23 protein-coding genes are annotated in these 17,443 nt (G+C 70.0%); 6 read left to right on the forward strand and 17 right to left on the reverse strand.

Going from position 1 to position 17,443, the window contains the following annotated elements; all coding sequences use genetic code 11:
- Positions 1 to 47 precede the first annotated feature (47 nt).
- The 3 genes from ACFWYM_RS33260 to ACFWYM_RS33270 form a co-directional block, all read right to left on the reverse strand.
- Positions 48 to 431 carry a hypothetical protein gene (locus ACFWYM_RS33260; RefSeq protein ID WP_384845825.1) on the reverse strand — a complete coding sequence of 128 codons (384 nt, stop codon included), beginning with the start codon at positions 429 to 431 and terminating at the stop codon, positions 48 to 50.
- A 62-nt stretch (positions 432 to 493) separates the two neighbouring features.
- A complete protein-coding gene (locus ACFWYM_RS33265) occupies positions 494 to 805 on the reverse strand; it encodes a hypothetical protein (RefSeq protein ID WP_384845827.1) in 312 nt (103 codons plus the stop codon).
- Positions 806 to 827: 22 nt separating this feature from the next.
- Positions 828 to 1,820, reverse strand: coding sequence for a hypothetical protein (locus ACFWYM_RS33270; protein WP_384845829.1), 993 nt, complete (start codon positions 1,818 to 1,820; stop codon positions 828 to 830).
- Positions 1,821 to 2,261: 441 nt separating this feature from the next.
- Here ACFWYM_RS33270 and ACFWYM_RS33275 point away from each other — a divergent pair, with 441 nt between their 5' ends.
- The gene (locus ACFWYM_RS33275) at positions 2,262 to 3,086 is read left to right on the forward strand and encodes a Scr1 family TA system antitoxin-like transcriptional regulator (RefSeq protein ID WP_384845831.1); all 825 of its coding nucleotides are present in this window, start codon (positions 2,262 to 2,264) and stop codon (positions 3,084 to 3,086) included.
- Positions 3,073 to 3,300 (forward strand): DUF397 domain-containing protein, encoded by a 228-nt coding sequence (locus ACFWYM_RS33280; protein WP_384845833.1) that lies wholly within the window; start codon positions 3,073 to 3,075, stop codon positions 3,298 to 3,300. Before ACFWYM_RS33275 ends, ACFWYM_RS33280 begins: the two co-directional genes overlap by 14 nt.
- Before the next feature lie 30 nt (positions 3,301 to 3,330).
- Here ACFWYM_RS33280 and ACFWYM_RS33285 read toward each other — a convergent pair whose 3' ends face one another.
- From ACFWYM_RS33285 to ACFWYM_RS33325, 9 genes are all read right to left on the reverse strand, one after another.
- The gene (locus ACFWYM_RS33285) at positions 3,331 to 3,612 is read right to left on the reverse strand and encodes a transcriptional regulator (RefSeq protein ID WP_384845939.1); all 282 of its coding nucleotides are present in this window, start codon (positions 3,610 to 3,612) and stop codon (positions 3,331 to 3,333) included.
- 14 nt (positions 3,613 to 3,626) lie between these two features.
- Positions 3,627 to 4,124: a hypothetical protein gene (locus ACFWYM_RS33290; RefSeq protein ID WP_384845835.1), complete on the reverse strand. Its 498-nt coding sequence runs from the start codon at positions 4,122 to 4,124 to the stop codon at positions 3,627 to 3,629.
- Between the two features lie 130 nt (positions 4,125 to 4,254).
- Positions 4,255 to 4,686, reverse strand: coding sequence for an RICIN domain-containing protein (locus ACFWYM_RS33295; RefSeq protein WP_384845837.1), 432 nt, complete (start codon positions 4,684 to 4,686; stop codon positions 4,255 to 4,257).
- Between the two features lie 125 nt (positions 4,687 to 4,811).
- Positions 4,812 to 5,237 carry a VOC family protein gene (locus ACFWYM_RS33300; RefSeq protein ID WP_384845839.1) on the reverse strand — a complete coding sequence of 142 codons (426 nt, stop codon included), beginning with the start codon at positions 5,235 to 5,237 and terminating at the stop codon, positions 4,812 to 4,814.
- Positions 5,238 to 5,317: 80 nt separating this feature from the next.
- Complete coding sequence (locus ACFWYM_RS33305; protein WP_384845841.1) at positions 5,318 to 6,085, reverse strand: succinate dehydrogenase iron-sulfur subunit; 768 nt, start codon at positions 6,083 to 6,085, stop codon at positions 5,318 to 5,320.
- A complete protein-coding gene (gene sdhA, locus ACFWYM_RS33310; RefSeq protein ID WP_384845843.1) occupies positions 6,085 to 7,839 on the reverse strand; it encodes a succinate dehydrogenase flavoprotein subunit in 1,755 nt (584 codons plus the stop codon). Before sdhA ends, ACFWYM_RS33305 begins: the two co-directional genes overlap by 1 nt.
- Before the next feature lie 24 nt (positions 7,840 to 7,863).
- On the reverse strand, positions 7,864 to 8,349 hold the full coding sequence (locus ACFWYM_RS33315) for a succinate dehydrogenase hydrophobic membrane anchor subunit (RefSeq protein WP_384845845.1): 486 nt from the start codon (positions 8,347 to 8,349) through the stop codon (positions 7,864 to 7,866).
- Positions 8,350 to 8,357: 8 nt separating this feature from the next.
- Positions 8,358 to 8,738 carry a succinate dehydrogenase, cytochrome b556 subunit gene (sdhC, locus tag ACFWYM_RS33320; protein WP_384845847.1) on the reverse strand — a complete coding sequence of 127 codons (381 nt, stop codon included), beginning with the start codon at positions 8,736 to 8,738 and terminating at the stop codon, positions 8,358 to 8,360.
- A gap of 147 nt (positions 8,739 to 8,885) precedes the next feature.
- Entirely contained in the window at positions 8,886 to 9,491 is a 606-nt protein-coding gene (locus tag ACFWYM_RS33325; RefSeq protein WP_384845849.1) for a 2-oxo-4-hydroxy-4-carboxy-5-ureidoimidazoline decarboxylase, read from the reverse strand.
- Positions 9,492 to 9,712: 221 nt separating this feature from the next.
- Here ACFWYM_RS33325 and ACFWYM_RS33330 point away from each other — a divergent pair, with 221 nt between their 5' ends.
- The 3 genes from ACFWYM_RS33330 (at position 9,713) to ACFWYM_RS33340 (ending at position 12,568) form a co-directional block, all read left to right on the forward strand.
- Positions 9,713 to 11,320, forward strand: coding sequence for a glycoside hydrolase family 20 protein (locus tag ACFWYM_RS33330; protein ID WP_384845851.1), 1,608 nt, complete (start codon positions 9,713 to 9,715; stop codon positions 11,318 to 11,320).
- Positions 11,321 to 11,439: 119 nt separating this feature from the next.
- Complete coding sequence (locus ACFWYM_RS33335) at positions 11,440 to 11,946, forward strand: hypothetical protein (protein WP_384845853.1); 507 nt, start codon at positions 11,440 to 11,442, stop codon at positions 11,944 to 11,946.
- Between the two features lie 64 nt (positions 11,947 to 12,010).
- Positions 12,011 to 12,568: a hypothetical protein gene (locus tag ACFWYM_RS33340; protein WP_384845855.1), complete on the forward strand. Its 558-nt coding sequence runs from the start codon at positions 12,011 to 12,013 to the stop codon at positions 12,566 to 12,568.
- A gap of 57 nt (positions 12,569 to 12,625) precedes the next feature.
- Here ACFWYM_RS33340 and ACFWYM_RS33345 read toward each other — a convergent pair whose 3' ends face one another.
- From ACFWYM_RS33345 to ACFWYM_RS33355, 3 genes are all read right to left on the reverse strand, one after another.
- Positions 12,626 to 13,027 carry an ATP-binding protein gene (locus tag ACFWYM_RS33345; protein ID WP_384845857.1) on the reverse strand — a complete coding sequence of 134 codons (402 nt, stop codon included), beginning with the start codon at positions 13,025 to 13,027 and terminating at the stop codon, positions 12,626 to 12,628.
- Between the two features lie 172 nt (positions 13,028 to 13,199).
- Complete coding sequence (locus tag ACFWYM_RS33350; RefSeq protein WP_384845859.1) at positions 13,200 to 14,447, reverse strand: metallophosphoesterase; 1,248 nt, start codon at positions 14,445 to 14,447, stop codon at positions 13,200 to 13,202.
- Positions 14,448 to 14,449: 2 nt separating this feature from the next.
- Positions 14,450 to 14,692 (reverse strand): SCO4848 family membrane protein, encoded by a 243-nt coding sequence (locus ACFWYM_RS33355; RefSeq protein ID WP_384845861.1) that lies wholly within the window; start codon positions 14,690 to 14,692, stop codon positions 14,450 to 14,452.
- On the opposite strand from ACFWYM_RS33355, the gene ACFWYM_RS33360 reads away from it, so the two are divergent.
- Positions 14,631 to 16,088 carry a D-alanyl-D-alanine carboxypeptidase gene (locus ACFWYM_RS33360; protein WP_384845863.1) on the forward strand — a complete coding sequence of 486 codons (1,458 nt, stop codon included), beginning with the start codon at positions 14,631 to 14,633 and terminating at the stop codon, positions 16,086 to 16,088. The genes ACFWYM_RS33355 and ACFWYM_RS33360 overlap by 62 nt on opposite strands.
- Here the strand turns inward: ACFWYM_RS33360 and ACFWYM_RS33365 are convergent.
- Both ACFWYM_RS33365 and ACFWYM_RS33370 read right to left on the reverse strand, forming a co-directional pair.
- Positions 16,030 to 16,932 (reverse strand): YihY/virulence factor BrkB family protein, encoded by a 903-nt coding sequence (locus ACFWYM_RS33365; protein WP_384845865.1) that lies wholly within the window; start codon positions 16,930 to 16,932, stop codon positions 16,030 to 16,032. The two genes, ACFWYM_RS33360 and ACFWYM_RS33365, sit on opposite strands and share 59 nt — an antisense overlap.
- The gene (locus ACFWYM_RS33370) at positions 16,920 to 17,441 is read right to left on the reverse strand and encodes a GtrA family protein (protein ID WP_384845867.1); all 522 of its coding nucleotides are present in this window, start codon (positions 17,439 to 17,441) and stop codon (positions 16,920 to 16,922) included. Before ACFWYM_RS33370 ends, ACFWYM_RS33365 begins: the two co-directional genes overlap by 13 nt.
- Positions 17,442 to 17,443 lie beyond the last annotated feature (2 nt).

Consider the following 17,443-nt stretch of genomic DNA (forward strand, 5'->3'; position numbering starts at 1 on the left):
ATGGTCCGGGCCGCACTCCTCATCCCAGGGGTACGGCCCGCCCGCTTTCAGACCCGCAACGGGAGGACCGACTCCGCACCCGGCAACTGTTCCAGATAGGCCCGAATGCCGTCCGGATCGGAGGTCGCCACGATCGCGGCCCTGACCTGCAATGCCGTGAGCGCAACCAGTCCGTCGACCGGATCGGGCCGCTTCTTGGCGGGCAAGCGGGCTCGCCCGATCAGCTCGCCCACCCGCCGCCACTCCATCTCGGTGTAACAGCACACGACCGCGCAGTCCTTCAGCGCACGAGCCAGATGCGCGTGACTGGCACCCCCGCGCCAAGCCTGAGCCACCACCGGGGCAGGCACTACGGGAAGCCCCTTCGCGCCAAACTTACGGTGGTGTGCCAGCGCCCGGTCCGGCCGCTTCTCGGCGAGGGCGATCAGCATGCCCGCGTCGTACACAACATCACCGAGCACGCTGACGTCAGGGCAGGTCGGGCACCCAAGGTTCACGCGGCGCCCCGCCTGCGAGCGGCGGATTCGGCCCGGGCCGCATCGATCTCGGCCTCAATGCGGGCCACTTCGTCCGCACTGAGGTTGCTCTCCGGGGGCCAGTCCAGCTCCTCGGCTTCGGCCTCGGCAGCGGCGATGGCCGTGTCGATCTCGGCGAACGACTCGGCGAGCCGAGCTAGCCGGGCCGCCTCTTTGCGCCCTGCCATGACGAGGAACGCGGAGACGTCCAAGCCATTCTCCGCTGCGACCTTCTTGATGAGCTCTGCGTCACCAGGGTCCAGGCTGATCGAGATGCGAGTCTTCGCCACACCACCAACGTAACACGCCATATTACGCAGCGCCTCCTTCAGGTTGTTCCGAACAGGCACGGGCCCCAGGCCCAGATCCCCACTCCCACTCCCCGCGCAGTGCCGCCCGCACGGCGGAGGCTCCTCGCACGGCGACCGACTCCACACCCGGTACGAGCTCGGACTCGGACTCGGACTCGGCCGCCCGCTCCCGACGGCACTCGGCGCACAACTCCTCGTCCCCCACCGGCCGGAAGAGCCACACCTGGACGTGCCGCTCGCCCGCGCACTCCCGCATCCGCGCGACACGCGGCTCGGGTCGCGGTGCGGGCGGCACGGCAACAGGCGGAACCTGCCGCAGCACGTAGCGCAGCAGCCCGCCGGGCCGGTGAATTCCCGTTCCCGGTCTCGGCAGTTGGCGGCTGACCTCGCGCCAGACCCCCTCAGCCGTGTGCCCGCGCACCACCCACTCGGCGGCCAGCACGGACAGCTCGGCGAACATCCCGCGGGGAACCCGAAGCCGGGGGTCGAGCTGGGGCAGCGCGTCGATGACGCGCCGCCCTTCGGCGAGCACCGCGTCCACCTCCGCGCCGGGTTGGCGGGTGTTCCCTACGGGGGTTTCATCTGGAAGACGGCCGACGGACCGACCCACCGGCGCACCGGCGGCCGGTACACCACCCGTCGGCACGACCTGCACCGACTCGTCCGCACCACCACCCGCGAGCCGGATCGCTTCCTCCCGCACCAACGGCACATTGGATACGAGCTGCCGCGTACACCACCGCCCCCGCTCCACCTGCTCCCTCCACTCGTGGACGTACCCCTCGTCCTTCAACTGCCCCTTGGCGCGCAGGAAGGCGACCTTCCCGATCCCGGCGCGCCGGGCAGTCCGGGAAAGAGATTCTTCCGCTTCGGCGGGGAGGGAAAGCTGCCAGGTCAGGAGTCGAACCGCGTCGGAGGAGAGCCGGGGATGCCGGATGATCTCGTTCGGGACCTGGGAGAAGAAGCGCGCGGGCGCGCTAACATGACGGAACATCGTCGGGTGCTCCTCTTGCTTCGCACTCGGGGTTGAAGGCCCTCGCCGCCGGTTGCAGCCGGGACGGGGGCCGCCTCGTTTCCGTACGAGGCGATCAAGCTGTACGCGCTCACGCTACAACAACTCCCGTACACGCAGGGTCACTTCACACCCATGCACCGGGAACACCTGCACAGCGGATACCTGACCCCCGCCGGGAGCGGCGCGACGTCCCGGGCCGGGTAGTAGACGACCCGGGGCCCCCAGGTCCGCCCGCTGTCCCGCGACACCCGCAAGGTGATCCCGGGCCCTCCCCACCCCTTCTCCCCCGTCTCCTCCATCTCCTCCATGACCTCGCCCTCTCGCTCAGCGTGCTGTTCCGATCACAGAGTGAGGTGGGGGTGGGTACGCTCGGAAGGGGATCCGATGTGACAACGCAACTCGCACATCCGGGAGTTGGGCATGGCGATCGAGGACAGCCCGCAGTCGCGAGAGAAGTACGGGCAGGAGCTGAAGCGGCGACGGGAGGCGGCCGGGCTCACGCAGGAGGAGTTGAGTGTGCGGGCGGTCATGTCGCGGACGCACATCGCGCATATTGAGGCGGGGCGGCGGAGGCCGGACGTGGAGGACGCGAGACGGCTGGGTGAGGTGCTGGGCGCGGGGGACTTCTTTGTGGAGTTCCTGCCGACGTTGAGTGAGGGCAACGTCGCTGCGCACTTCGAGGTGGCGCTGCAGCTGGAGCAACAGGCTGTCATGATCAGGGAGTTCGCCCCCTGCCTTGTACCCGGCTTGTTCCAGACCAGGGCGTACGCAACTGAGGTACTCGGCTCCGCTCCGCTTCCCAGAACCGACGACGAGCGCGACAAGATGGTCGCCAAACGCCTTGAGCGAGCCAGCATTCTTGACGACTTCAAGAACCCCGTGGTGTGGGCCCTGCTCGATGAAGCAGTCCTGCGGCATCCGATCGGGGGCCCTCTGGTGATGTGCGAACAGCTTTGTCACATCGAAAAGTTGGGGCGTAGCCGCCGAGTACGCGTGCATGTGATTCCCTACGACGCGGGCAGCTACGCACTGCTGGCGGGCATGGTGTCGCTCATGTGGTTCGAGGACCAGCCACCGGTGGCGTACATGGAAGCCTTCCGGATGGGCCAGCTCTGCGAAGTCCCGGCCGTGGTACGGGAGTGTCAGGTCGCCTACGATCTTGCGCTGAGCGACGCACTCCCGCAGGACAAGTCCTTGGCTCTGATCCGCTCCATCGCAAAGGAATACGAGCATGCGCAGCAGTGAGTCCGTGACCATCCCCGACGCCTCGGTCGTGCACAAGTGGCGCAAGTCCAGCTACAGCGGCGGCAGCAGCGACGCGTGCCTGGAGGTCAACGACACCACCCGCCCCTCCCACATCCCCGTCCGCGACAGCAAAAACCCCACCGGCCCCGCCATCCCCTTCACGGCCCCCGCGTGGACCACCTTCGTCGACGCACTCAAGAACAGCGACGACTGAGGCACTCAGAAACGCGGAAACCCGGGGAACTCAAGGGCCGACAATGGCCCGCAACGCCGCATGGTGAGCCCCATACGCCTCCCGCCCCCGCGAGGTCAGCGTCAGCCAGACCCGCTGCCGGGTGTCCCGTACGGCCTTGCGCTGCTCCACATACCCCGCGTCCATGAGCACGGTGACGTGCTTGCTGAGCACGGACGCGGAGACGCCGAGCTGCTCCTGCACGACACTGAACTCCGCCTCCCCGGCGACGTCCAACAGGGCGCAGATACGGAGCCGGTTGGGCGCGTGGATGGTGGCGTTGAAGCCCTCCATGGGGTCGGCGGCGCTCACGACGCCTTCCGGTGCAGCCGGACGAACCAGAGGTGGAAGCCGAGGGAGACGGCGGCGCCCACGGCGGCGGCGCCGAAGAGCCACAGCGGCTGTCCGGTCGCCCGGAACACGTACGCGGGCCCCACGAAGAGCAGCGGCACCCCGATGAACAGCGGCACGGTGGCGCTCTTGGGCAGGACGTCCATGCGCAGCGCCACCCCTGTCTTGGCACGCCAGTTCCGGGCGGCGACGGCGAAGGCCAGGAAGTACAGGCCCTCGACGACGAGCAGGGCGACGAGCCAGGCCCCGTGCGGCATCAGCCAGTCACGCTCGCCCAGCACACCGCCGAGCAGGATCGGCGACGCGGCGCAGAAGACCGCGAGCAGCACGGCGAACCACCGCGGCCACGGCGTGGCGGACAGTGCCGCGACGGACGCGCGGACCTGTTCGGTGTCGGCCAGAGCGGCACGGGCCTGCTCGGGCGTCGGCTGAAGGACTCCCCCGTTTGTTTCCATGCCGGAAACTCTAGCCGCTGACTTTCCGATACGGCAAGAGTCCAGTTTCCGATACAGAAAGCGACATGGAAAGGGGCCGCCCCACGCAGCACACACGCTGATGGCGGCGACCCCACAACTCACTTACAACTCAGGCGCGTTCGAAGGTCCACTCCTGGGTCGGCGAGAGCGTGCCGTCCTGGAGGATGCCCTGGGAGCCCTCGGTCTCGGTGGCGAGGGTGACGACCTGGAGGGTGCCCGGGTAGCTGATCCGGAACGCGCTGCTCGCGACGGGCACGATGGGCCACACCACGTACACGGGCTGGACCGCCAGCTTCGGCGGGTAGGACCGGTCACTGGAGAGGTTGAGGAAGACCTCACCGATCGCGGACTTGATGATGAACTCGTTCGGGAACTGGGTCTCGACCAGCTCCCACGCCTGATTGTCGCTCTTCTGCCAGTGCCAGCCGATGACGGGGGTGTTGGGCGCCGTGCTGCCACCGCTGACGTCGAGGACGCGGTCCGCGTAGGCCGCGCTCTTGATGAAGTACCTGCCCGGCTCGACCACGAGTTGCATCGCCATGGATCCTCCATGAAGAAACGGGGATGACGAGCGTTTCGGGCATTCACGCTAGACAGCGATCAAGGCGCCGTAACGGGCAAATCCGGCCGTAGGGCGCGCTCCGGCGCGGGCAAGCCTCCGGTGGCTCAACTCCGCGCCAGCTCCGGCCTCTTCGAGTAATCCGTGAACCCGACCACGTTCCCCCACGGATCCGCGATCTCCACGGTCCACCCCGTGGCCACGGAGAACGGCTCGGCGAGGACCGGGATGCCCGCCCCCGCGAGCACCCCCGCCTTCGCCCGCGCGTCGCGGACCTCCAGCCAGATGCGGGGCGCGTCCCAGGGGGCACCGCGGTGGACCGTCGCCTCCTCCACCCGCAGCAGGATGCCCGGGGTCTCCTTGCCGACCTTCAGGATCGCGAGCCCGATCTCGTCGAGGCGGAAGGCGACAGGGAAGCCCGCCCGCTCGTAGAAGGAGACCGCCTCGCCCAGGTCCCCGACGGGGAAGAGCACGTTGTCGAAGCCGAGCGTCTCGCAGGTCTCGGACGGATCGTACGACTGGTCATCTGACATGTCGTCAGAGTACGGCGATGGGCCCCGCTTCCAGGGGAAACGGGGCCCACACGACGTACCGAAGGAGTACGGGCAAGTACTCAGAAGCGGCGCGTGATCAGCGCTCGCTTCACCTCCTGGATCGCCTTCGTGACCTCGATGCCACGCGGGCACGCGTCCGTGCAGTTGAACGTCGTGCGGCAGCGCCACACGCCGTCCTTGTCGTTGAGGATCTCCAGGCGCTGCTCGCCCGCCTCGTCACGCGAGTCGAAGATGAAGCGGTGCGCGTTCACGATCGCGGCCGGGCCGAAGTACTGGCCGTCGTTCCAGAAGACGGGGCAGGACGACGTGCAGGCGGCGCACAGGATGCACTTCGTCGTGTCGTCGAAGCGCTCGCGGTCCTCGGCGGACTGCAGGCGCTCACGGGTCGGCTCGTTGCCGGTCGTCACCAGGAAGGGCATGACGTCCCGGTACGCCTGGAAGAACGGGTCCATGTCCACGACCAGGTCCTTCAGGACCGTGAGGCCCTTGATGGGCTCGACCGTGATCGGCTTGGCCGGGTTGATGTCCTTGATCAGGGTCTTGCAGGCCAGGCGGTTCTTGCCGTTGATGCGCATGGCGTCCGAGCCGCAGATGCCGTGCGCGCAGGAGCGGCGGAAGGTCAGCGACCCGTCCATGTCCCACTTGATCTTGTGCAGGCCGTCGAGGACCCGCTCCTTGGGGTCGATCTCGAACTGGAAGTCCTCCCAGGTCGCCTCCGCCGAGATCTCCGGGTTGAAGCGGCGGACGCGGAACGTGACCGTGATCAGGTGGGAGGACTGGGACTCCTTCTCCAGAGCCTCCAGCTTGTCCATCGTCGGGGTAGCCATCAGTACTTACGCTCCATCGGCTGGTAGCGGGTCTGCACGACCGGCTTGTAGTCGAGGCGGATCGACTCGGAGCCGTCAGCGCCGACCTCGCGGTACGCCATGGTGTGGCGCATGAAGTTGACGTCGTCGCGGTTCGGGTAGTCCTCGCGGTAGTGACCGCCGCGGGACTCCTTGCGGGCCAGGGCGGAGGTCGCCATGACCTCGGCCAGGTCGAGCAGGTTGCCCAGCTCGATGGCCTCCAGGAGGTCGGTGTTGAACCGCTTGCCCTTGTCCTGGATGGAGACGTTCAGGTAGCGCTCGCGGAGCTCCGCGATCTTCTCCACCGCCGTCTTGATGGTCTGCTCCGTGCGGAACACCATCACGTTGGCGTCCATGGTCTCCTGCAGCTCCTTGCGGAGCTCGGCCACGCGCTCGGTGCCGGTCGCGTCGCGCAGGCGCTCGACCTGGGCGACGACCAGCTCCTCCGGGTTCTCCGGGAGCTCGACGAAGTCGTTCTTCGCGGAGTACTCGGCGGCGGCGATGCCCGCGCGGCGGCCGAACACGTTGATGTCCAGGAGCGAGTTGGTGCCGAGGCGGTTGGCGCCGTGCACCGAGACGCAGGCGACCTCGCCGGCCGCGTACAGGCCCGGCACGACCGTCGAGTTGTCCGCGAGGACCTCGCCCTCGACGTTCGTCGGGATGCCGCCCATGGCGTAGTGCGCGGTCGGCTGGATCGGGATCGGGTCCGTGTAGGGCTCGATGCCGAGGTAGGTGCGCGCGAACTCGGTGATGTCGGGCAGCTTCGCGTCGAGCTGCTCCGGCGGGAGGTGCGTGAGGTCGAGGTAGACGTGGTCGCCCTCGGGACCGCAGCCGCGGCCCTCACGGATCTCGGTGTAGATCGATCGCGACACCACGTCTCGCGACGCGAGGTCCTTCATCACCGGCGCGTACTTCTCCATGAAGCGCTCGCCGTCCTTGTTGCGCAGGATGCCGCCCTCACCGCGGGCGCCCTCCGTCAGCAGGATGCCCATGCGCCAGATGCCGGTCGGGTGGAACTGGAAGAACTCCATGTCCTCCAGCGGCAGCCCGCGCCGGTAGCAGGCCGCCTGGCCGTCACCCGTGAGCGTGTGCGCGTTGGACGTGACCTTGAAGAACTTGCCGGTGCCGCCCGAGGCGTAGACGACGGCCTTCGCCTGGAAGATGTGGATCTCGCCGGTGGCCAGCTCGTAGGCCACCACGCCCGCGCTCTTCTTGACCCCGTCGACCTCCACGATGAGCTGGTCGAGGACGTAGAACTCGTTGAAGAACTCCACACCCTCCTTGACGCAGTTCTGGTAGAGGGTCTGGAGGATCATGTGGCCGGTGCGGTCCGCGGCGTAGCAGGCCCGGCGGACCGGGGCCTCACCGTGGTTGCGGGAGTGGCCGCCGAAGCGCCGCTGGTCGATCTCACCGGCGGGCGTGCGGTTGAACGGCAGGCCCATCTTCTCGAGGTCGAGGACCGCGTCGATGGCCTCCTTCGCCAGGATCTCGGCGGCGTCCTGGTCGACCAGGTAGTCGCCGCCCTTGATCGTGTCGAAGGTGTGCCACTCCCAGTTGTCCTCCTCCACGTTGGCGAGCGCGGCGGCCATGCCGCCCTGCGCGGCGCCCGTGTGGGAGCGGGTGGGGTAGAGCTTCGTCAGCACGGCGGTACGGCTGCGCTTCGTCGCCTCGATGGCGGCGCGCATGCCCGCGCCGCCGGCGCCGACGATGACGGTGTCGTACTTGTGGATCTTCATGAGTGGATTACCTCAGCCCCGTGCCTAGCGGATGTTCGGGTCGAAGGTGAAGATCACCAGCGTGCCCAGAAGGATGGTGAACACCGTGGCGGTGTACAGCAGGCCCTTGAGCCACAGTCGCGTGTTCGGGCGCTCCGCGTAGTCGTTGATGACGGTACGCAGGCCGTTCGCGCCGTGCAGCATCGCGAGCCACAGCATCAGCAGGTCCCAGACCTGCCAGAACGGGGAGGCCCAGCGGCCGGCGACGAAGGCGAAGCCGATCTTGCTGACGCCGCCGTCGAGGACGAGCTGGATCAGCAGGTGGCCGAGGACCAGGACGACCAGGACGACGCCGGACAGGCGCATGAAGAGCCACGCGGCCATCTCGAAGTTGCCGCGGGTCGAGCGCGGCGTCTTCGAGGTGCGCTTGCGCGGGGCCTCGATGAGCGGGGCCGGGTTGTCGGCGTCGTAGAGGGACGCGCCGCCCTCGACGGGACCCACTCCGGACTTCTCAAGTGTGGTGTCGGACATGTCTGGCGTCAGCTCCCGAACAGTTCACGGACGGCGTGGCCGAGAACCGGGTAGAGCGCCCCGGCCATCAGCACGACCCAGATGCCGACGACGGTCCACAGCATCTGCTTCTGGTAGCGCGGACCCTTCGACCAGAAGTCGACGGCGATGACGCGCAGGCCGTTGAGCGCGTGGAAGAGGATGGCAGCGACCAGGCCGTACTCGAGGAGTGCGACGATCGGCGTCTTGTAGGTGCTGACGACATCGTCGTACGCCTCCGGGGAGACGCGGACGAGAGCGGTGTCCAGCACATGCACGAACAGGAAGAAGAAGATGAGGACACCGGTGACTCGATGAGCCACCCAGGACCACATGCCTTCCCGGCCGCGGTACAGCGTTCCAGCCGGCACGGAAGAACCCTCCGGGAGCGGGGATTGGGGCCGGCCGGCTGCGGTGTCGGACGACCCGGCCGGGTACGGTCCACCGGCCGCTCGACATCGTATCGACGAGTTGTCGGCTTGCTCGCCCGGGGTCCGCAGGTGTGATCAAACAGGCAATCAAACAGGCACGTACGGGCTATCGGGCCGCGTTTGTGTCCGCTCTCCCTGCAGTTGAACGAGGCGGGCGAGGCGGCCGCGGGCGAGGCGGCGCAGCTCCTCGGCGGCGAGGGCCCGCTCCTCCTCCGGGTCGTGGCCGAGCCGGGAGCGGATCCCGGCGAGCAGCGTGTCCAGGGCCTCGCCCGGGGCGATGTCGTCGAGACAGATCACGAAGGCGTGGCCGAAGCGGCTCTCGTACGCGGCGGTCGCGGCGCGCAGCGCGGTGTGCGCGGCGGAGTAGATGTCCTGGTCGGCGCCGGGCGCCGGGAACGCGGCGGGCTCGATGGGTTCGCCCGCGAGGGCCTCGGTGAGGTCGGCGGGGGTCAGGTCGTAGGCGGCCTCGTCGGCGGCGGCGAGCAGCGCGTCGAGGTCGGGGTAGGGCCGGTGCTCGGCGACGCGGCGGGCCCAGCTGTGGCTGGCGCAGCAGGTCAGGAGGGTGCGCACCGCTGTTTCGGCCGCGGCGGAGTTGAGCTCCGTCAACAGGGCGACGGGGCCTCGTGGCTGGCCGGGGACGCGGCCGGTGGGGCGCGGGTGCGTGGGCAGCGGGTGCTCCTGGGCAGGGACCATCGGTGGATGGGACTGAAGGTGCTGGGGGGTGTGTCGTAACGCTAGCGAGACGTGTGGGGAAGTGTCCGACGGATGCACGAATTTCACTCAGACGGGAGAGTTTGGCTTCGCGGTGTGGACGGGGGGCCGTGCGGGGCAGGTCGTAGCGTGACCCTCATGACGGCGCTCACTCTCACTCCCCGTTCCCTGTCCCGGTCCCTCGCCCTGCGGGGCGGTGCCCGGTGAACCGGCGCCGGGCCACGGCGGTCGGCGGGGTCGTCGCGGCGGGGGCCGTGGTGCTGACGGTGGTGCTCTGGCCGGACGGGGGCGACGGGTCGGGCGAGCGCGCGGGCCACCCCTCCGACGGGAAGTCGGCCGTGTCGCCCTCTCCCTCGCCCACGAAGTCGTATCCGCTGTCCAAGGCGCCGCAGACCATTCCGGCGGTGCGCCAGCACACGCCCGCGCGCGGCCCCGGGTGGAAGCCCGCCGAGGGCGGCCGCGTCGTCGTCGCGGACGACGCGCTCGCCGACGAGGGCCGGCTGCTCGCCGGGGAGCTGAAGCTCCGGTACGCGGGGATCCTCGGGGAGTCGGCCCCGCGCGCGGGCGACGTGGAGCTGGCGCTCGACGAGGGCGGGCACAACGGGAAGAACGACGAGTCGTACACCCTCACCGTCAAGGACCGGCGGGTGCGGATCGTCGCGGGCGGCGACGCCGGGGTGTTCTACGGCACCCGCACCCTCAAGCAGGAGGTGAGCGGGGACGGCACCGCGCCGGAGGGCGTGGTGCGGGACCGGCCCGCCAAGCCGCGCCGCGGCTTCATGCTCGACATCGCGCGCAAGCACTTCACCGCCGGGTGGATCGAGGACCGGATCCGGGAGATCGCGGACCTCAAGTTCAACGAGCTGGGGCTGCACTTCTCCGACGACCAGGGCTTCCGGCTCGCGTCGGACTCGCACCCGGAGATCGTCTCGCCGTACCACCTCACCAAGGCCGAGATGCGCCGCATCCTGAAGCTGGCCGCGAGCCGCCACGTCACGGTCGTGCCCGAGATCGACTCCCCCGGGCACCTCGGCGCCGTCATCGACAAGCACCCCGGGCTGCAGCTGAAGGACACCCGGGGCGTGCCCGCGCGCGGGGCCGTCGACATCTCCAAGCCCGAGTCGGAGGAGATCGTGGACGATCTGCTCGACGAGTACGGGAAGTTCTTCCCCGGCCCCTACTGGCACGTGGGCGCCGACGAGTACCGCGCCCTGATGACGAAGAACCCCGAAGCCTCCTATCCCCAACTGGCCGCCCGCGCGCGGGAGGACGACGGTCCCGGCGCGCGCGTGCAGGACCTCGCGACGACGTGGCTGAACGACCGGGCCGACTTCGTCCGGCAGTCCCCGTACGAGAAGCGGCCGCGCGCCTGGAACGACGGGTTCTTCCGGGGCGGCACCGTCGAGGCCGACAAGGACGTCGAGGTGGCGTACTGGACGGGCAAGGAGATCGGGGCGCGGGAGCCCGCCGAGTATCTGCGCGAGGGCCGCAAGGTGCTCAATTACAACGACGAGTATCTGTACTACGTGCTCGGGCAGCCCAACACCTTCCGCTATCCGACGGGGCAGCGCATCTACGAGGAGTGGACGCCACTCGTGCTGCGCGGCTCGCACGCGGTGAGCGGCACGTACGACGGGCAGGTCCTCGGCGGCTCCTTCGCGGTCTGGTGCGACCTGGCGGGCGCGCAGACGCAGGACCAGGTGGCGCGGGGCATCCGGCTGCCGCTGCGGGCGACCGTGCAGAAGTTGTGGGATCCGCGGAAGCCCGCGCTTTCCTGGGGGAACTTCGCACGGCTCGCCGATCGTCTTTAGGGCCAGGACCTGACGTGGATTGACGTGATGGGTGGCGAACTCGCTTATCCGTGTGGTCTATTCGGCCCGAGCCGAGACTGCAGATTCAAGCGTTGCGAGCACACCGGGGGGATGCCGGCATGGGCTACTGGGGTTATTACGTCGTGGGGCGCAGCGAGCGTCCGCTCAATGAATACGCGGCGGTGGCCGGTGTCCATGACGAGCTGACGCTGCTGGAGCGGCGGCCCGACGGCTGGCAGGTCTGGGAGGTCCCGGGCGGGGACGGCGCGCGGGACGTCGGGAACATGAACACCCTTGCCCTGGAGACCGGTTCACCCGCCCTGTTCGGGTACGTGATGGACAGCGACTGCGTCGTCGTCGAGGCGGCCGCCCCGGAGAGCGGGGCGTGGACGACGTGTCTGGCGCGCGAGGCGATGGCGGGCTACCTCGGCGACGACGGGCTGACGGTGGAGGACTACTTCCTGGAGCCGCGCGACGCCGCGGACCGGGCGGTCGCCTGGGCCGCCGAGTCGGGCCGGCGGGTCACGGCGGAGCCGCTCCTGGATGTGCTGAGCGCCGACCCCGAGCCGTCGGCGGAGCAGCTCTTCTTCCGCTTCCTCGACCGGCTCGGCGTTCTCCCGCAGTGACGTTCCCGGGGCCTCGCACGCAGTAAGGGGATGTGCAGGGTCCGCTCTACGGGAGGCGTACGCCATGAGCCTGGTGGAACTGATCGCGCAGGCCGACGAGAGGGGCCTGGCGGCCAGCGGGCTCGCCTGCCTGGACCGGTGCGCCCCGCTGCTCGGCGGCGGGGACGAGGTGTTCCGGCCGCTGTGGACCAGCCTCGCGGACGGTGCGGAGTGGGACGCCCCGCTGGCCGCGGCGCGCGCCGCCATCGGCCCGGTGGACGCGGCGGCCGACGAGGCGACGGCGCTCGCGCACCGCATGCTCGTGGCCGCGCCCGCGTCCCGCGCGGCGGGCGGGCTGCGCGAGTGGGCGGACGGCTGCTCGGTGGCCGCGCTGCAGATCCACCGCCTCCTCGACACGGTGGCCTTGGCGGCCACCAACGCCCCGGCGCCTGCGGCGGTGGGCGGCTACGAGCCCACGTCCCCCTTGGTCGCCGCCGAACTCCGGCGCCAGATCCGGACGTTGGAGCTCCTGGCCAACCAGGGGGCGGGCGCGGGCGGCCTGCGTCAGGCCCACACGGTGGCCACGGAGGGGCGGCGGGTGCTCCGCGCGGTGGTGTCCCGGCGGGCCCGCAGCGCGAAGTGAGCGCGGCGCACGCCCGCGTGCGTGCGGCTTGATTCCTGCCTCGCTGCGTATGTGCGGCTACGCATGCCGTACGAGGGCCCACACGGTCTTTCCGTAGCGCCCCCGCCGCCACACCCCCCACGCCTCGGCGAACGCGTCCACCAGGCGCAGGCCCCGGCCGTTCTCGCCGTTGCAGGAGGCGGCGGGCCGGGGCTCGGGGAGGCGGGGGTCGCCGTCGGAGACCTCGATGAAGCAGGAGCCGTCGGCGAGGGCGGTGACCGCGACCTCCACCTCGCGCTCCCCGGCGCTCGCGTGGGTCACCGCGTTGGTCACCAGCTCGGAGACGAGGAGGAGCGCCTCGTCGAGGCCGTCGCCGCGCTCGGGCAGGCCCCAGGCGGCGAGGTGGTCGTGGGCCCGTCTTCGGGCCAGCGGGACGGAGGCCGGGTGCGGTGGCAGCCGGAACGCCAGACGTCGTAACAAACCCCGTTCTCCCCTCCGGCACACCACGACATGGAGAAAGCATCAAAAACCGCACACACGTCCTACACAAGATGCTGCGCGGCGAAAGCTCGCCTTGTCACACGGTCGCGGACGGGCGTGCCGCGATCCGGCCAGGTCCGAACCTGCCGCTGACATAGGCCAGTTGACGGCCTCACGCCTGGCGCGACGCCAGCTCCACGACCGTCACGTCGGACGGCGCCCCCACCCGGGTCGGCGGCCCCCACGCGCCCGCGCCCCGGGACACATACAGCTGGGTGTCCTCGTACCGCTCGAGCCCGGCGACCGTCGGATTGGCCAGCTCGGCGAGGTAGTTGCCCGGCCACAGCTGGCCGCCGTGGGTGTGCCCGGAGAGCTGCAGGTCGACGCCGTGCCGCACCGCGTCGTGGATGACGACGGGCTGGTGGGCGAGGAGGACGGCGGCCCGCGCGCGGTCCCGGTCGCCGAGGGCCGCCGCGAAGTCGGGCCCGTGTCCCTCGCTCTCGCCCGCCACGTCGTCGACGCCCGCCAGGTCGAAGGCGCCGAGCTCGACGCGGGCGTTGCGCAGCGGGTGCAGGCCGAGTTCGCGGACCTCGTCCACCCAGGCGTCCGCGCCCGAGTAGTAGTCGTGGTTGCCGGTGACGAAGAAGCTGCCGTGCCGCGCCCGCAGACCGCGCAGGGGTGCGGCGGCCGGGCGCAGGTCCTCGACGCTGCCGTCCACCAGGTCCCCGACGACCGCGATCAGGTCGGGCTGCGTGGAGTTGACGACGTCCACCACGCGCTGCGCGAAGCCCCGCCCGAGCACCGGGCCCAGGTGGACGTCGCTGACCACGGCGATCCGGAACCCGTGCGCCGCGCGCGGCAGCTTGGCCAGCGGCACGGTCACCCGCTTCACGGTCGGCCCGCGCAGCACCCCGTACGTGCCGTACCCGACGGTCCCGACGGCGACGGCGGCCGCCGCCCCGCCCACGACGCGGGAGACGAAGACCCGCCGCGACGGCTCGGCGGCTTCCTCCGGGACCTTCACCGTCTCGGGTTCCGCCGTCTCGGATTCCGCCGTCTCGGATTCCGCCGTCTCCTCCCGTACGGGCTCGCGCCCCCGCGCCCGCGCGGCCGTCCACCGCAGCAGCAGCGGCCGCACCGCCTCCCCCACCACCAGCGCGAGGACCAGGTACAGCGACAGGACCATCCACAGGAACCCGGGCCACGCCACCGCCCGCTGGAGCCAGAACGGCGCGCCCGCCCGCTCCACCACGACGGCGCCGATCATCAGCACCAGGCCGGCGGCGAGGAGGACGGCGCCCGCGCGCCGGATGCCGGGGCGGGACGTGGTGTCACGGAACAGGCGGCGCCAGGCGTACCAGTGCAGCGCGGCGAGGACCGCGAGCGCGACGAGGCCCGCGAGGAGGGCGAGGACGACCACGGCTATGACGTTCGGCGCAAGGCGCGCAGCCCACGCAACCCAATGGTCCCGACCACCGTCCCCAAGACAAAGGAGACAACGGCGAGCGTCAGATGCACCCAGAAGTACCCGGTCGGGTTGTCTGCGTCATCGAAGGCGAGACCGCTGCCGTCCTTCCACAGGTTCTTGACGAAAGTGATCCAGATGAACCAGCTCCACACACCGAAGGCGAGCAGGAACCAGGAGACCGGGCGGCTGAGCTTCATGCGTTCAGTATCGCGAGCCTCCGTGGCGCACCGCCGCCGGGGTGGGGAGCGGGAGACACAGCCGACCGCGGCGGCGACTTCCATAGTTGCGCCCTGTACGTTCTCGTCCGTGTCCGCCGTTAAGAAGACAAAGAAGACCCAGAGGACCCAGAGGACCGCTCTGCTGGTCGCCTCCGCAGCCCTGCTCACCGTCTCCACCGCGGCTCCCGCACTAGCGGACGGCAAACCGGGCGGCGACACGGGCAAGCCCCAGCCGCCGAAGTCGATGTCGACGGTCGGCGGCGCCCAACTCGGCAAGCCCGGTACCCAGGTGCGGCTGAAGTCCGGCGCGCCCGTCCTGCCGAAGGAGCTGTCGGGGCGGTCGTGGATGGTCTCCGACGCGGAGACCGGCGACGTGCTCGCCTCGCACAACGCGCACTGGCGCCTCGCCCCTGCGAGCACCCTCAAAATGCTCTTCGCAGATACGGTTCTGCCGAAGTTCCCCAAGAACCTGAAGCACAAGACCAAGCTCTCCGACTTCGACGGCATCGGCGCGGGCTCCAGCATGGTCGGCGTCAAGGAGAACGAGACGTATACGGTCCACGACCTGTGGCTCGGCGTCTTCCTGAAGTCCGGCAACGACGCGGTGCACGTCCTGTCCGCGATGAACGGCGGCGTCAAGCAGACCGTCAAGGACATGCAGGCGCACGCCGAGTCGCTGCAGGCCCTCGACACGCACGTGGTCACGCCGGACGGCTACGACGAGAAGGGCCAGGTCTCCTCCGCGTACGACCTGTCGCTCTTCGCCCGCTCCGGGCTGCAGAAGAAGGACTTCCGCGAGTACTGCTCGACGGCGACGGCCACGTTCCCCGGCGCGACCACGAAGGACAAGAAGACGGGGAAGAAGAAGCGCGGCTCCTTCGCCATCCAGAACACCAACCGGCTGCTCACCGGCCTGGACGGCGTCAAGCAGTACAAGGGCATCGCGGGCGTCAAGAACGGCTCCACCACCAACGCGGGCACGACCTTCACGGGCGTCGCCGAGCGGAACGGCAAGGTGCTGCTCGTCACCGTCATGAACCCGGACTCCGGTGAGCCGCACGCCGTCTACAAGGAGACCGCCCGCCTCCTCGACTGGGGCTTCGCGGCCTCCGGCAAGGTCGACCCGGTCGGCGAGCTCGTCCCGCCGAAGGGCGCCAAGACCGGTGCGGGCAAGGGTGCTCCGGGTGCGGGCCAGGGCGGCTCGGACTCGGCGAAGACGGTCGCCAACGCCTCGGACGACAACGGGGGCGGCATGGGGGTCGCCCTCGGGATCACCGGCGGGGTGCTGGTGCTGCTCGCGGGCGGTGTCTTCCTGATCAACCGCCGGTGGCCGCTGCCGGAGCTGGTGCGGCGTCGCTCCGGCCGTCGGAGCTGACCCGGGGGGTCGCGGTCCAGGCGGCGCAGAACAGGACGAGCTTCGCGGTGAAGTTGATCCACAGCAGCAGCGCGATCGGCACACCGAAGGCTCCGTACATGCTCTTCGCCGCCACCCCCTTCATGTAGCTGCCGAGCAGCAGCTTCAGGAGCTCGAAGCCGGCGGCGCCGATCAGGCCCGCCGTGACCAGCTCACGGCGGCCCGGCTGCACGCCGGGCAGCAGCGTCAGCACGTACAGGAGCAGCAGGAAGTCCGCGAGGACGGCGATGGCGAAGGCGACCGCCTGGAGCAGGAAGCCGCCCCAGCCGTCCTCGCTGACGCCGAGCTGGTCCGCCATCCACCCGACCGCGGTGGAGGCGAGCATGGAGGCGACGAGCGAGGCAAGCCCTGCGCCGCCGAGCCCGAGCAGCACGCCCGTGTCCTTGAGCTTGCGCAGGAACGGGTTCTCCTCCTCGTCCGCCAGCTCCCACACCGAGCGCAGGCACTCCCTTATCGAGCCAACCCAGTTGATGCCGGTGAGCAGCAGCAGGGCGCCCGCGACGAGGCCGACGGTGCCCGCGTTGGCGAACAGCGCGTCCAGGTTCAGCTGGTCGGAGATGCCCGGGACCTGCTCGGCGATCTTGCTGTCGAGCTTGTGCCGCTGTGCCGTGCTGAGGGTGGCCGCGGCGACAGCGGCGGCGACCGTGAGCAGCGGGAAGAGCGCGAGAAAGCTGATGAAGGTCATGGCCGCGGCGAGGCGGCTCCATTTCACCTGGTCGAGCCGCTCGTAGGCGTGCCACGCGTGGGTCTCCGTCAGCCGCGTGACGAGCGGACCGATCCCGGGGAGTTTCTTCAACCAGTCCATGACGCCTGTCTGTTCTGTGTGCCCTGTGTGCCGGGGGTGCCTTGCGTGCGGGCTTGTGCGCTGGCTTGCGTGCTGCCTTGCGTACGGAACACCAAGGTCCGGGTACCCCAGAAGCGCAGAACAGTGGCGAGCACCATGCCGATTCCGGCCCCCGAGACGGTGTCCGCGCGCTGCGAGGTGAGCCCGAGTCCATAGTGCGACACGGCGATGCACAGGAGCTGCACGAGGGCGCCCGCGATGTTCACGGCGAAGAAGATCCCGTACTGGCGGAGCCGGGAGACGGCCGCGGTCTTGTTCCGGTAGGTGCCGAGCGCGTTGCCCGCGTACGCCACCGAGCAACCGGCCAGGAACGACAGGGCCTTGGCGGTGAGCGGATCGAGGCCGACGGGTCCGCGCAGCCAGACGAAGAGGCCGAGGTCGGCGGCGTAGGCGAGGACTCCGGCGGTGGCGAAGCCGAGCAGCTCCGGGCCGAGGGCCCGCAGCCGCTCCCGGACGGCAGTGGTGTGCACCG

It is taken from the genome of Streptomyces sp. NPDC059009 (assembly GCF_042740175.1).
Taxonomy (GTDB): Bacteria; Actinomycetota; Actinomycetes; order Streptomycetales; family Streptomycetaceae; genus Streptomyces.